This is a genomic window from Psychrobacter sp. NZS113 (genome assembly GCF_015864825.1).
Lineage (GTDB): Bacteria > Pseudomonadota > Gammaproteobacteria > Pseudomonadales > Moraxellaceae > Psychrobacter.
In genome coordinates, this window is the sequence record NZ_JADYWL010000009.1 from 81,130 (window position 1) to 95,645 (window position 14,516).

11 protein-coding genes are annotated in these 14,516 nt (G+C 42.9%); 3 read left to right on the plus strand and 8 right to left on the minus strand.

Translation table 11 applies throughout. The annotated features are described in order from the left end of the window. Positions 1-41: 41 nt before the first annotated feature. Entirely contained in the window at positions 42-410 is a 369-nt protein-coding gene (locus I6E61_RS12885) for a hypothetical protein (protein WP_197135116.1), read from the minus strand. A gap of 35 nt (positions 411-445) precedes the next feature. Here I6E61_RS12885 and I6E61_RS12890 point away from each other — a divergent pair, with 35 nt between their 5' ends. Beyond that, positions 446-1,246, plus strand: coding sequence for an NAD-dependent deacylase (locus tag I6E61_RS12890; RefSeq protein WP_197135117.1), 801 nt, complete (start codon positions 446-448; stop codon positions 1,244-1,246). A gap of 164 nt (positions 1,247-1,410) precedes the next feature. Here the strand turns inward: I6E61_RS12890 and I6E61_RS12895 are convergent, their stop codons facing one another. The 4 genes from I6E61_RS12895 to I6E61_RS12910 form a co-directional block, all read right to left on the minus strand. Beyond that, entirely contained in the window at positions 1,411-2,409 is a 999-nt protein-coding gene (locus tag I6E61_RS12895) for an adenosine deaminase (RefSeq protein WP_197135118.1), read from the minus strand. Between the two features lie 224 nt (positions 2,410-2,633). Then, entirely contained in the window at positions 2,634-3,158 is a 525-nt protein-coding gene (locus I6E61_RS12900) for a TPM domain-containing protein (protein WP_197135119.1), read from the minus strand. 74 nt (positions 3,159-3,232) lie between these two features. Further along, complete coding sequence (locus I6E61_RS12905) at positions 3,233-4,405, minus strand: YgcG family protein (protein ID WP_197135120.1); 1,173 nt, start codon at positions 4,403-4,405, stop codon at positions 3,233-3,235. 249 nt (positions 4,406-4,654) lie between these two features. Beyond that, the gene (locus I6E61_RS12910; protein WP_197135121.1) at positions 4,655-5,287 is read right to left on the minus strand and encodes a LemA family protein; all 633 of its coding nucleotides are present in this window, start codon (positions 5,285-5,287) and stop codon (positions 4,655-4,657) included. 1,060 nt (positions 5,288-6,347) lie between these two features. On the opposite strand from I6E61_RS12910, the gene I6E61_RS12915 reads away from it, so the two are divergent. Continuing rightward, positions 6,348-7,907, plus strand: coding sequence for a sodium:alanine symporter family protein (locus I6E61_RS12915; protein ID WP_197135122.1), 1,560 nt, complete (start codon positions 6,348-6,350; stop codon positions 7,905-7,907). Positions 7,908-8,386: 479 nt separating this feature from the next. Here the strand turns inward: I6E61_RS12915 and I6E61_RS12920 are convergent, their stop codons facing one another. The 3 genes from I6E61_RS12920 to I6E61_RS12930 form a co-directional block, all read right to left on the minus strand. Further along, entirely contained in the window at positions 8,387-9,010 is a 624-nt protein-coding gene (locus I6E61_RS12920) for a fasciclin domain-containing protein (RefSeq protein ID WP_197135123.1), read from the minus strand. 183 nt (positions 9,011-9,193) lie between these two features. Then, on the minus strand, positions 9,194-9,325 hold the full coding sequence (locus I6E61_RS14365; protein WP_197135158.1) for a fasciclin domain-containing protein: 132 nt from the start codon (positions 9,323-9,325) through the stop codon (positions 9,194-9,196). A gap of 105 nt (positions 9,326-9,430) precedes the next feature. After that, on the minus strand, positions 9,431-9,991 hold the full coding sequence (locus I6E61_RS12930) for a fasciclin domain-containing protein (RefSeq protein WP_197135124.1): 561 nt from the start codon (positions 9,989-9,991) through the stop codon (positions 9,431-9,433). A 726-nt stretch (positions 9,992-10,717) separates the two neighbouring features. Here I6E61_RS12930 and metH point away from each other — a divergent pair. Continuing rightward, complete coding sequence (gene metH, locus I6E61_RS12935) at positions 10,718-14,512, plus strand: methionine synthase (protein ID WP_197135125.1); 3,795 nt, start codon at positions 10,718-10,720, stop codon at positions 14,510-14,512. Positions 14,513-14,516 lie beyond the last annotated feature (4 nt).

Here is a 14,516-nt window from a genome sequence, read left to right on the forward strand (position 1 = left end):
ACACCGTACCCAATTCATAGAGGATTGACTATATAGCAAAATTACTCTGCGTCTTGCAAATGAGCAGTCAGCTGAGCGCGGCTGGGTACACGGTGGTAGTTAATTACAGGTACATCTCCTAAGCGTCGTTGGCCAACCTCTATCTTTTTATCAATAGTAATCATCGCAATTTTTTTGTCTTGCTTGCTGAGTAATAAATGATTCGCCTTACGGTTTACTCGATAATTAGGGAAATACTGTTTCAATAATGCTGAGGTTTTTTGCAGGCTGTCATTAATAGGTTTATTCGCCTTTGTACTCATTTTTTGGCTGTGTTTTTCGCCCGCTTTGGCACCGCGCGCCTTTGCCAATAGCCATAAGACTGCGATAATGGTAAACAGTATGACAAGCCACCAAATTCCATCTATCATAAGAAAAAACATCCATCATTAGCAAGGGTTCGCTCATGTTAGCAGAATTATCACCAGCGTTAATAGCAGAAGTAGAACTTGCCACCAAGTTATTGAAATCAAAACAGCGTATTTGCATTTTGACAGGGGCTGGTATTTCTGCAGAAAGCGGCATCCCGACGTTTCGAGACAAACAAACAGGGCTATGGGAAAACTATGGCGTAGAAGATTTGGCCACGCCAGATGCGTTCATCCGCGATCCAAAGCTAGTATGGTCATGGTATCAATGGCGTCGGCAAGTGGTCGCTGACAAAAAGCCGAATCCTGCACATGATGCCTTGGCACAGTGGCAGTATCATGCTCAGTCTTCCAATCAGCAGGTGACACTCATCACCCAAAACGTCGATGACTTGCACGAGCAAGCCGGTAGTACCGTGACCCATTTACATGGCAATCTGTGGTGCAATCGTTGTAGTCAATGCGAGATGCCGTACCCAAATCAAGCAAGAAATTTGTATAGTGGCGAAAATGCGCTTAGCTTTGATGAAACGCTGATAATCTGTGAACATTGCGATGGATATATCAGACCAGACATCGTGTGGTTTGGTGAAGCATTGCCTTTAAATGAGTGGCAAACAGCTGAAAATGCTGCGACTAACTGCGAAGTATTTATTAGTATTGGCACCTCAAGTCTCGTCTACCCTGCCGCTGGACTGGCGCAGTTAGCCAAACAGAGTGGTGCCAAAATTATCGAGATAAATCCAGACCCGACACCGAATACACTCGTTGATATAACGTTAGCAGAAAAAGCGGGCATCATTCTGCCATTATTAATACAAGAGATTACTGCGCTATAGCCGTAACGGTATGACAGATACTGACATCCAATATGGAATAGAGCTAAATGCTATGTCGTATGATGATTCCATTAAATGAAAGTCTTCTAATAGCATAATAAAAAAGGCTTAACGTTTCATAAAAAACGTTAAGCCTTAGATACTAAAACCTAATCATAGTTGATTTACTGTAGTGCCAGATCAACTTTCGCTAGATATTCCGCTTTTAACTCATCATCTATAAAAGAAGACCTAAATGAATTCTTTACTAAAGTAACGATGTCGTCTTCTGTTAACGGTAGATTTTCACAGATATTTATAAAGTTCTGATTGATATAGCCTTTGAAATACGCTGGATCATCAGAATTGACACTGATATTCAGACCGTAATCTAGCAGCTCTTTTATATTGTGTTCTTTATAATTCCCGAAGACTTTTAGTTCGATATTAGAGTTCGGGCAAACAGTCAGTGGCATTTGCTCATCTTTAAGCCTTTGCATAAGCTCTGGGCTTTTTATAGACTGCACGCCATGATCTATTCTATCGATATTCAATAAATCCAATGCTTCGTAAATGTAGGAAAAATCTGCCTCTTCACCAGCATGTGCGACCAACTTAAAGCCCGCTTCTTCTGCCGTTTTAAAGACATCTTTGAACTTCGAAGGAGGGTTGCCTAACTCTGAAGAGTCAAGACCAACGCCAATAATATCATCTTTAAACGCCATCGCTTCTTCTAGCGTTTTGAAGGCTTCTTCTTGTGATAAATGTCTTAAAAAACACATGATGATGCAAGAAGTGATGCCATACTTTTCTTTGGCATCAGCAAGCGCTTCTTTAATACCCGTAATTACAGCTTCAAAAGGTACGCCTCTTTCTGTATGAGTTTGTGGATCAAAAAATATCTCTGTGTGGATAACATTGTCTTCGACACATTTGAGAATATATTCCCATGTTAAATCATAGAAGTCATCTTTGGTGATAAGTACATTTGCGCCTGCATAGTAAATATCTAAAAACGTTTGCAGGTTGGTAAAATTATAGGCGTTACGCACATCTTCTATGTCTTTGTAAGGAATCTCTATCTGGTTTTTTTTCGCCAATCTAAACATCAGCTCAGGTTCTAACGAGCCTTCGATATGTAAATGCAGTTCAGCTTTCGGTAGTTTCTGTATTAAATCAATCATAGTATTCCAATAGTTGCTTTTTGTATTAGGGTGCTATCGAGAAAGGCATTTATAAAAGGACTTTCATATATAGAAATACTTTTATAAATACAGTATCTATATAAATGCTTAAGTTATATCTCAATCGTTCTCTTTCTAGAAACGCTATTATATTTCAATTCGCGCCAAAACTATAGAGAAGCAGTGGAATCTAGAACAACGGCTATCATATGCAATGATGGACATTACTTTAAAAACACCACAGTATCAGACAACTCGTTACCCGCTGGATCATGCTCAAGATGATAGTACTGGCGCATTACTTGCCCCACTTCATCCAGTAGTTCAGCCAGACTACCTTCCGTTTTTTGATTGGCAATGCCTGATACGGCTTTGTCGCACATTGCACGCCAGACGGTGGGGCTAACATGAGCGCTAATACCACGATCTGCAACGATCTCTAGCTGATGCTCGCAAACATTGACGTAGATTAAGACACCTGTGTTTTCTTCAGTATCCCAGACGCGATATTCACTAAATAAATCAATCGCACGGGCACGGCAGCCAACATGATAAGCATCTTGAATGGGTAGATGGTTTTCTACAATCAAAAACACCTCACCACGATGCCCACGCTCTGCCTGTGTTACCTTTTCTGTAAGACGGGCTTTGGCATCTTCTGTCAGCCACTTACTATGCAAGAGAGGGACAAACAAAACTTGACGCCACCAGCGGGCAAAACTGGGATTTGAAGTGTTGTTTTCTGCCATTGTATTATTTCCTCAAGTACGTCATTGCTAATGGGGGTTTAGTATTTGTTCACATCAAGAGTTCTAGCCAGCGTCTACCATGATCCACCAGCTCCACCGCCGCCAAACCCACCACCGCCACCGCCAAAGCCGCCGCCACCGAAACCACCACCGCCAAAGCCGCCGCTACTACCACCGCCCATGCCAGGCAGGAATATCATGCCACCACGTTTACGACCACCGCCAGAGCCACCTTTGCCGCCACCGCCGCCACGTGAGATCAAAAATAGCCATAAAAATATCGCCATAATCACGGTCATAAAAAAGCCGCCACCCAAAGCTAGTGAACCAGCAAAGAAGCCACCCGTCGTCAAGATAGAGCCAAACACACGACCAAAAATATTGGTAATAAAGCTACCAAATATCATCGCCATGATAAATAAGAAAATAGGCGACGGTACTTCGTCAGATCCCTGCTGTGTACTGCGCTCAGCTGCTTGGGCATCAGCACGAGCCAATACCTCAGGATCAGCAGTCAGGCGCGCCTTTAATGCCCCGACACCTGCCAGTATCCCAGCACCATAGTTATTTTGCTTAAACAACGGCGTGATATCTTCACGAATAATCCGGCTAACCGCCGCGTCTGGCAATACACCCTCTAATCCATAACCCGTCAAGATATACATATCACGGTCATTGACAGCGACCACCATCAGCAAGCCGTCATCAATAGCTTCATCACCTAGCTGCCATTTTTCAGCCACTTCTAATGCATAGTCAAATATTGGCACACCATTCGTTGTAGGAACGATTACCACTGCGGCTTGGGCAAAACCTTGCTGATAAATACTTCTAAGCTGTGCCTCTAGACGTAGCTTTTCTTGAGGATTTAAGATATTGGCCTGATCAACCACGGGCGAGTTCAGTATCAGCTTATCAGCATCGACACTCTCTGCACTTGACTGTATTGGTGCTTGAGCGGTTGGCTGCGAGTTTGATGTCGCTTCGTCGTTCGCCGCATTAGGATTAATCGCATCGTTGCCAAGGACTGCATCATTGATAGCATCATTACCCAATACAGCATCGTTGATGGCTTCATTGGACTCACCTGCTTTGGCAAGTGCCACCAAGTCTTCGACACTACGATCTTGCAAGCTCGACGTGTTATTGGTCGCAGTAACTTCGTTAGGCGCAGCGTGTAGCATAGGCACACCACTGACGCTGAGTGTGAGCAGTAATACTGATAAGATTGCTTTTGAATGATTCATCTAATCTATACCACCTCAAGTGACATCTGTACTATAGTCAATTCCATATAAATTGGATATAACATCAGGCTCGCTCAGTCTACCATCTGTAGTACTTTCACTCGCCTGCTTTGTATCCAACCTACTTTTGACTAACTATAAATTGATAGGTATTCATACTTATCAATACCTTTAAAATAAATCTGGCAGACTACTCTAAACAAATAGAGCAGCTAATACTGTTCTATCGATAGCTTCATTCAATGCGCTTTATTGAGCACTCGCTGCATCGTCATCACCAAAATCAACAGTCGGCGCCGTTGAAATAGCTTCTTCGTTCGCCACGCTAAAGTTTGGCTTGGTATCCATACCAAATACTTTGGCAGTGATATTGGTTGGGAACTGGCGCACCGTCGTATTATACGATTGTACTTCTTGAATATAACGGTTACGAGCGACCGTAATGCGATTTTCAGTGCCTTCTAACTGCGCCTGCAAATCTTGGAATAGCGCATCTGATTTTAGCTCAGGATAGCGCTCAGACACTGCCATTAGACGTGATAGCGCACCAGTCATCTGCTCTTGCGCAGCTGCATAACGCTCCATCGCTTCTGGATCATTGAGCACTTCTGGCGTCACTGTGATACCACCAGCACGTGAGCGAGCTTCTGCCACCTGAGTGAATACCTCTTGCTCTTGCTCAGCATACTGCTGAACCACTTTGACCAAGTTTGGCACCAAGTCAGAGCGGCGTTGGTATTGGTTGACCACTTCTGACCATGATGCCGTCACTTGCTCATCTTGCGCCTGCAGGTTGTTATAGCCACAACCGCTTAGACCAACGGTAGAAGTCGCTAATACGGCTGCCAACATAATGGGTTTTACAATTGATTGACGCTTCATCGTTGTTTCTCCTAATAATGATAAATAACAAAATACTTAGTAACACGTTTTTTAATAATTTTTGGGTACTGACTTCGAATGCTTATGTAGCTTTATATTACTGATATCACTTTATAAAGATTGATAGAGGTATCACTAGCGTATCAGTCATCATACCCCTACTTATATCTCTCTATTTATGTATCTCTATTTATAAGTGTCATATCATCGTCTATAAAGTATTCTAACAATGATGATGCTATCACAGCACTTTTACAATTCATGATTACCAAAAAACAACCGCCACCTGCTTTCACCCATCTGCTTTTATTGCCGACTATCAAACGATATTACATCGTAAACGCCATCGGAAAGCCAACGATTCCATGAGTTGACCTCATCTGGCTATAGGCTTTTCTAGGCTATTAGAGAGACTACTAACGTATAAATCAATCTATATATCCTTGTATCTGAATATAATATTTACAAAATGGCGACATATGTGATGTTATATGCTTAACCCTCACTGTATTCAACGCATCAAATATACATATATATGCTTATATAAAAAGAAAATTCTAGTAATTGGTACAAAAATATGGCAAATTGCAGTTACGTAGCCGTACGGTTTGAATACATTTGGTAGTGGACTTATAGTATGATTAGTATTAGCGAATTACTGATTTTTATATAAATATCAGTTAACTACTGGCTAAGTAGTTAACTGATACTTATTCGCGAAACTTAATCAGCCATATCAACAGTGTAATCAATCGGAACGACTCATAGCAAATTGAATACTATCATTAAGATAAGTGTTTGATTATATAACTGCCTGTTTTATCCACTGATATTAATATTGTCAATAGCAAGCACTATATAAACGGTCAATATTGCTAATAATATACGTGGATAAACAGAAAACCACAGTCCACTCTTAATGGTTAAACACGTATGAGACTCAAATAATACGCACGAGTCGATGTAGCTAATTTAACTGCTTAACTTAAATAAGTAAGTTAACCAGTTAGCTTACTCCTAGCATACAGAGCCACTTTGAGACAGTACTAGGAATATGAATATGGAAGGTTTAGTTAACTTAGCAAATGGAATTATCTGGAGCCCTGCGCTGATCTATCTGTGCTTAGGCGCGGGTCTATTTTATTCCATCTTAACGCGTTTTGTGCAAGTCCGCCTATTCGGTGAAATGATTAGACTGCTATTTAAGGGTAAACCTGATAATGATGGTATCTCGTCATTTCAGGCACTAGCCGTTTCTCTAGCTGGTCGTGTAGGTATGGGTAACATCGCTGGTGTTGCTGCTGCCATTGGGTTTGGTGGTCCAGGTGCTGTATTCTGGATGTGGGTTGTGGCCTTCTTAGGTGCTTCAACCGCTTATGTTGAATCTACCTTGGGTCAGATTTATAAAGAGCGTGACGTCGTAACGGGTGAATACCGCGGTGGCCCTGCTTACTACTTCGAGCGTGCGCTTGGTCAAAAGTGGTATGGTATTTTATTCGCCATTGCCTCTATCGTTTCTTGTGGTATCTTCTTACCTGGTGTACAGGCGAACGGCGTTATCAACGCTGTGGCTCAAGTCGCTGGTGAAGGTTCTGTCATGAACTTTATGGGTATTGAAACTGGCACGACTCGTATTATCGCTCTTGGTATTATCTTAGTAGTATTAGGATTCATCATCTTTGGTGGTATCAAACGTATTGCGACCTTTACTGAGTACGCTGTACCATTTATGGCAGTTGGTTATATTATCTTAGCCTTGCTTATCATGTTCTCTAACTTCAGCATGATCCCTCACGTATTTGGTTCAATCGTTGGTGATGCATTTACCGCTCAAGCAGGCTTTGGTGCTGCTATCGGTTGGGGTGTGAAGCGCGGTATTTACTCAAACGAAGCTGGTCAGGGTACAGGTCCTCACGCTGCCGCAGCTGCTGCAGTTGATCATCCCGCACAGCAGGGTTTGGTACAAGCATTCTCAGTTTATGTGGATACCTTACTTGTTTGTTCTGCGACTGCCTTCATGATTTTGTCTACAGGCATGTACAACATTCAAGGCACGTTACCTGATGGCCAGTTCTTGGTCCAAAACGTAGCCGCAGATGTTGAGATTAACGCGCCTGCATTCACCCAAATGGCGATGGAATCAGTTTACGGTACTTTTGGTAATACGTTCATTGCCATCGCTGTATTCTTCTTTGCCTTTACAACTATCTTGGCGTACTACTACATCGCCGAAGTCAACATCTCGTACCTTACCCGCTCTATGGGCAAAGGCGCTAGTAAAGCAGGTCAGTTCGTTGTTAAGCTTATCATCATGTTTATGGTTGCTTACGGCGCACTAAACAGCTCTGGATATATCTGGGGACTTGGCGACGTTGGTGTTGGCCTGATGGCTTGGTTGAACATCGTTGGTATCATTGTGATCTTCTTTGTCGCACGCCCTGCTATCGATATCTTACGAGATTACGAAGCACAGCTCAAAGCTGGTGGCGGTACGACTGCCAAAAGATTCGTTTTTGATCCTAAGAAATTTGGTATCAAGAATGCGACTTATTGGGAAGAGCGTCATGCAGAAGAGCAACAAAGAATGGCTGCAAATCCACTTAATAAAGAGCTTAAGTAGCACATTTAACTAAGACTCTTTAAAGTAGTGGTTCTTTAAACCTATATAAAAAGCCCAAGACAAGCGTCTTGGGCTTTTTTATTTATGCAGTTTCGATGAACAAATCTAAAACGAGTACAGCTAGAATCTAGTTAGAAGCAATATGGCTATACACAATATCGCTAGTCATAAGGTACGCACCTACTCTCTTATGTACTTATACAGATATGGTATGCCTCTATATTTGCTTCTGCGCACGCATATAGTGCCTACTTTTCTAATCACAAGTCCTTGCTGTAGGCAATCTGCCATACAACAAGAACTTGTGATTAGCTGTCCGAACTTATAGTTGCGTTGAATCAGCTGTCAATTTCATATGATAGACTTATACCAGTGCTACGATGAACTGACGATAGACAACCTTTGAGCACAAAAAAGCCCAGCTAAAAGCTAGGCCTTTTCGATATCATTGATAAAGTATAAACAAATAGATTAGAAGCTTACTCAGGCATTAATACTGCATCGATAGTGTGTACTACACCATTCGTTGCCATAATATCTGTACCAGTGATATTAGCAGTGTTACCAGTAGCATCAGTGATGACGTTGTCTTCGCTAATAGAAATAGTTGCACCATTGGCTGTTTCGATATCAGTACCATAAGGGATATCAGCAGCCAATACTTCCATCGCTAACACGTGATAAGGAAGTACTTTTTTAAGCAAATCAGTATTAGCTAATAGCTCTTCTTTGGTCACGCCTAGCTTTTCTAATACAGGAGCAAATGCATCATCAGTTGGTGCAAATACAGTATGCTTAGTTTCTTCCATTAGCATAGTGTCAAGACCAGCTGCTTGTAGTGCCGCAGTTAGAATCGTTAAGTTTTCGTTGCCTGCTGCAATTTCAGCGATGGTTTGCGTAGCCATCGTGTCTTCCATGCCATCAGTTTCAGCCATAGGATCAGTTTCGCCCATTGCGTCAGTTTCAACCATTGGCTCTGCCACAACTTCTTCAGTAGTCGCTTCAGGTTCTACTGGATCAGTAGTGGCTTCTTTGTCAGCACATGCAGCTAGTGACATGGCAGCGGTAACAACAGCGATAGATAGTAGATTCTTCTTCAACATAGGTATTTCCTTATCAATTAATGTTCAATTAAGTTATTTGATGAACAAATAAGTTCTCTCAGTTAATGAATATAACAGTTAACAACTTATTTATTGCAAGCGATACCGATTGGTTGGAGTCGATCACATCAAATCTGCTATATCAATAACTATGATTCTAACTGATTAATTTTGAATTAATGCTTACTTAGGTAGCAACACTGTATCAATCACGTGTACGACACCATTATTAACTTGTATATCGGTCACCGTGATATTAGAGATACGGATGCCTTTAATGAAACGAGCGCTTTTAATAAAATGGACGCTTGTAATAAAACAGCCATCTTATGACAGATAAAAGCTGGTATTCATACCAGCTTCATCATATATAGGTATACGGTTATCACATCTTAACTAAAGCTATTTTATAGTCGTACGTTATTTAGGTAATAGCACTTTATCGATTACGTGTACAACACCATTGGTAGCAGCAATATCGGTTTTTAGGATGTTAGCTGTACGACCGTTTTCGTCTTGCAGCTGACCTTTCGCTGTCACCATTAGCGTGTCTTTGCTAAGCATAGCAATGTTTCCTGGCTTCACATCTGCTGCATATACTGGCGCCGCACCATTAATTACATGGTAACCCAAGATTTTGGTTAGCAATGGCTTGTTAGCAAACAGTTGCGCTTTGGTCATGCCTGTTTCTTGCAACACTTGTGCAAACGCTTCGTTGGTTGGTGCAAATATCGTGAAGTTGGCATCAGGATTAGATAATGGTTCAGCGATACCGGCAGCTTGTACGGCTTCAACTAGCAATGAAAAATCAGCGTTGCTCTGTGCAATTTGTACTACATTCATGTCTGACATTGCTTGGCTGCTAGTAGGCGTTTGCGTCGCTGCATTTTCGCCATCACTTGGCATCATATTATTACATGCGCTTAGGCCTGCAACTGAAAGGGCTAGTGTACCGATGGCAGCAATTTTAGTGAGCTTCATAATTATATCCTTGATGATTAAATAGTAGTAACTGAAGTATTAGTGATTTAAATATTAATAGCTTAGATATCAATGTCTTAAATATCAGTGACTAGAAATTTTTGGATGATAGTAATGTTATCTAATTAACTTACATTTCGTAGGCGATCATTACATCGATATAAATATTCATATCTTATAAAAACAATACACACTTATTAGTAAGTATTGCTTACGAAATGCCAGTTCTTCTGAAATCAAATTAACATCTCAAAAAAGTTTATCAAGGTACCTTTACACTGTTTTTGTAGCGGCGCTGTAAACTCTGTCTTACTTTTAAGAGTAATGTCTGACTTTTGAGAGTAATGTCTAACTTTAATTTACAAAAGCAAAGCTTTATGTAATCAGTGAGTGCACAGATATTCATTTGTGCCTATCTGTTTTATGCAATAAACTCTAATATTGATATTAAACAAACAGACAATATAGTCACTTCTCTATAAAAGAATGACAACGTTAACCTTGCTTGAAGTATCACATATACGTCTGCACTCGGTTGCCTTGTTCTTCTTTTAAACTGAATCAACTATATGTTGATGATATTGCCGAAGAGGAATAAGTACTGTCCCTCGTGCCGTGTGATTTTCATGCTAAAATAATGCGACTTTTTCGACGCCTTTTATATACATTTACACCCTATTTGTTATTCCCTCCTTTTATAATATTGACGATATAAGCAGCGCTCCTATGACCCAAACAATGACTTCAAACACTGATGCCACCTCGCACTCATCACAATCTGCTGATGACTTTATACTGACGCCACCTGCCGTGTTTCCATACAAAGAGCAGCAGCTAACAGCACGTGCCCGTATCACTGAGCAAATGGCCTCAAGAATTTTGATGTTAGACGGGGCGATGGGTACGCAGATTCAAACCTATAAATTAGAAGAAGCAGATTATCGTGGTGAGCGTTTTGCGGATATAGACCAAGATGTGCGCGGTAACAATGACTTGCTCGTACTGTCACAACCACAAATGATTGTAGAGATTCATCACGATCATTTGGCGGCTGGTGCCGATATCATCGAGACCAACAGCTTTAATGGTACGCGCCTATCGATGGCCGACTATGACATGCAGTATTTGGTGCCCGAATTAAACAAAGAAGCAGCTAGACTGGCGCGCGAAGCTGCCGATGCCTTTACTGCAAAAACCCCAGATAAGCCACGTTTCGTCGCGGGTGTGGTTGGCCCTACCTCACGCACTTGCTCGCTATCACCGGATGTCAACGATCCTGCGTTTCGTAACATTACCTTTGATGAATTGGTGCTTAACTACCGTGAAGCGACATTGGCCTTAATTGAAGGCGGTGTCGACCTCATCCTAATCGAGACAATCTTTGATACGCTCAATGCAAAAGCAGCAATCTTTGCCATTACTGGCGTGTTTGATGATATTGGCTTTGAATTACCGATTATGATTTCGGGTACGATTACTGATGCCTCAGGTCGTACCTTATCAGGGCAAACGGCTGAAGCATTTTACAACTCAATTCGTCATGCCAAACCCTTATCGGTTGGCTTCAACTGTGCGCTTGGTGCTGATGCGCTACGTCCACATATTCAAACGCTATCTAATATCGCTGATACTTATGTGTCAGCGCATCCAAATGCAGGCCTGCCCAATGAGTTTGGTGAATATGACGAAACGGCTGATGAAACCACTGCACTGCTAGAAGGCTTTGCCAAAGCAGGCATCTTAAACATCGTCGGCGGCTGTTGTGGTACGACACCAGAACATATTCGCCAAATCGCTAACATGGTAAAAAACTATGCGCCGCGCGTGATTCCTGAAATCGCCCCTGCCTGCCGCTTATCTGGACTTGAGCCATTTACCATCACAGCAGACAGCTTGTTCGTCAACGTGGGTGAACGTACCAACGTGACAGGCTCTAAAAAGTTTTTGCGCTTGATTAAAACCGAAGCCTATACCGAAGCGCTCGATGTCGCTCGCGATCAGGTAGAAGGCGGCGCGCAAATCGTCGATATCAACATGGATGAGGGCATGCTCGACTCCAAGCAGGCGATGATTCACTTCATCAACTTGGTATCAGGCGAGCCAGACATCAGCCGCGTACCACTCATGATTGACTCCTCTAAATGGGACATCATCGAAGAAGGTCTAAAGCGCACGCAAGGTAAATCTGTCGTCAACTCTATCTCCTTAAAAGAAGGTCATGCTGAGTTCGTCGAGCGCGCCAAACTGTGTATGCGCTATGGTGCCGCCGTTATCGTCATGGCATTTGATGAAGATGGTCAAGCCGATACTTACGAGCGTAAAATCCAGATTTGTCAGCGCAGCTATGATGTGTTGGTTAATGAAGTCGGTTTCCCTTCTGAAGATATTATCTTTGATCCGAACATTTTTGCGGTTGCCACTGGTATCACTGAGCACAACAACTACGGTGCTGATTTCATCAACGCCACTAAGTGGATTACGGATAACTTGCCAAACGCCATGGTATCGGGCGGCGTGTCTAACGTGTCGTTTAGTTTCCGTGGCAACCCTATCCGTGAAGCCATCAACTCTGTTTTCTTATTTCATGCGATTACCAATGGCCTGACCATGGGTATCGTTAACCCAGCCATGCTTGAGTTATACGATGATATTCCAAAGGAAGCGCGTGACGCTATCGAAGATGTCATGCTCAACCGCAACCAAGGCGAAACAGGTCAAGACGCGACTGAACGCCTAATGACAGCTGCTGAAAACTATCAAGACGGTGGCAAGAAAAAAGAAAGCACTATCGACATGAGCTGGCGTGAAGGCACGGTCGAAGCCCGTATTGCCCATGCGCTAGTAAAAGGCGTAACGACATTTATCGAAGAAGATACCAAAGAAGCGTGGGAGAAATATCCAAAACCGCTAGAAGTTATCGAAGGCCCACTCATGGACGGTATGAATATCGTCGGTGATTTATTCGGTGCCGGTAAAATGTTCCTACCGCAAGTGGTCAAATCAGCACGCGTGATGAAGCAATCAGTCGCTTGGTTGAACCCGTACATTGAAGCCGAAAAAGTCGAAGGCGAAACCAAAGGTAAAATCCTGATGGCGACGGTCAAAGGCGATGTGCATGATATCGGTAAAAACATCGTGGGCGTGGTGCTAGGTTGTAACGGTTACGATATTATTGACTTGGGTGTGATGGTACCTTGTGAAAAAATCCTCGATACCGCTATCGCCGAAAAAGTCGATATCATCGGACTGTCTGGCTTGATTACTCCAAGTCTCGATGAAATGGTGTACGTGGCCAAGCAAATGCAAGAGCGCGGCATGACGCTACCACTCATGATCGGCGGTGCAACGACTTCTAAAGCGCATACTGCGGTCAAGGTGGAGCCACAATATCAAAACGATGGCGTGATCTACGTCACAGATGCCTCACGCTCGGTCGGTGTGGTCACCAAATTACTGTCAAAAGAGCATCGTCAAGCGCTGATCGATGAGACACGCGAAGATTATGCCAAGGTGCGTGAGCGTCTGGCCAAGCGTCAGCCAAAAGCCGCCAAGGTATCGTATGCTGAGTCGATTAAGATTGGCTTTAAATCTGACTGGGACAACTATGTACCACCAGTGCCTAATAAGTTAGGCCAAGTAATATTGGATGACTACCCTATCACCAACCTACTGCCATATATTGATTGGACACCGTTCTTTATCTCTTGGGGTCTGACAGGTAAATACCCGAAAATCTTGCAAGATGATGTGGTCGGCGAAGCAGCACGAGATTTATTTGATAATGCCAATGAGCTGATGCAAAAAATGATCGATGAGAAATCACTCGTGGCCAAAGGGGTGTTTAAGCTTATGCCTGCCCGCCGTACTGGTGCGGATACCGTGACTGTGTATGACAATGCGCCTGCTGATGGCGGCAAACCGACCTATGAGTTTGAGCACTTACGTCAGCAAAGCGACAAAGCCAGTGGCAAGCCAAACTTTAGCTTGGCGGACTTTATCTCGCCATCGGATACCCATACCGATCACTTGGGCGGCTTTACCGTCTCTATCGTCGGTACAGAGACACTCGCTGAGCAATATAAAGCGGCAGGTGATGATTATAATGCCATCATGGTGCAAGCACTATCTGACCGTTTAGCTGAAGCCTTTGCCGAGCATTTACATGAGCTCATCCGTAAAGAGTATTGGGGCTATCAGCCAACCGAATCACTCACCAATGATGAGATGATCAAAGAGAAATACGTGGGTATCCGCCCTGCACCTGGCTATCCTGCTTGCCCTGAGCATACCGAAAAAGGCAAATTGTTTGATTGGCTGGGTACGGTAGATGCGATCGGTACGACGTTGACCGAAAGCTATGCGATGTGGCCTGCGTCATCTGTCAGCGGATTCTATTACTCACATCCTGATAGTGAGTATTTCAATGTCGGTAAAATCAGCCGTGACCAGTTAGAAAGTTATGCTGAGCGTAAAGGCTGGGATATGAAGACTGCTGAGAAATGGTTGAATCCGAATTTGTAAGGCT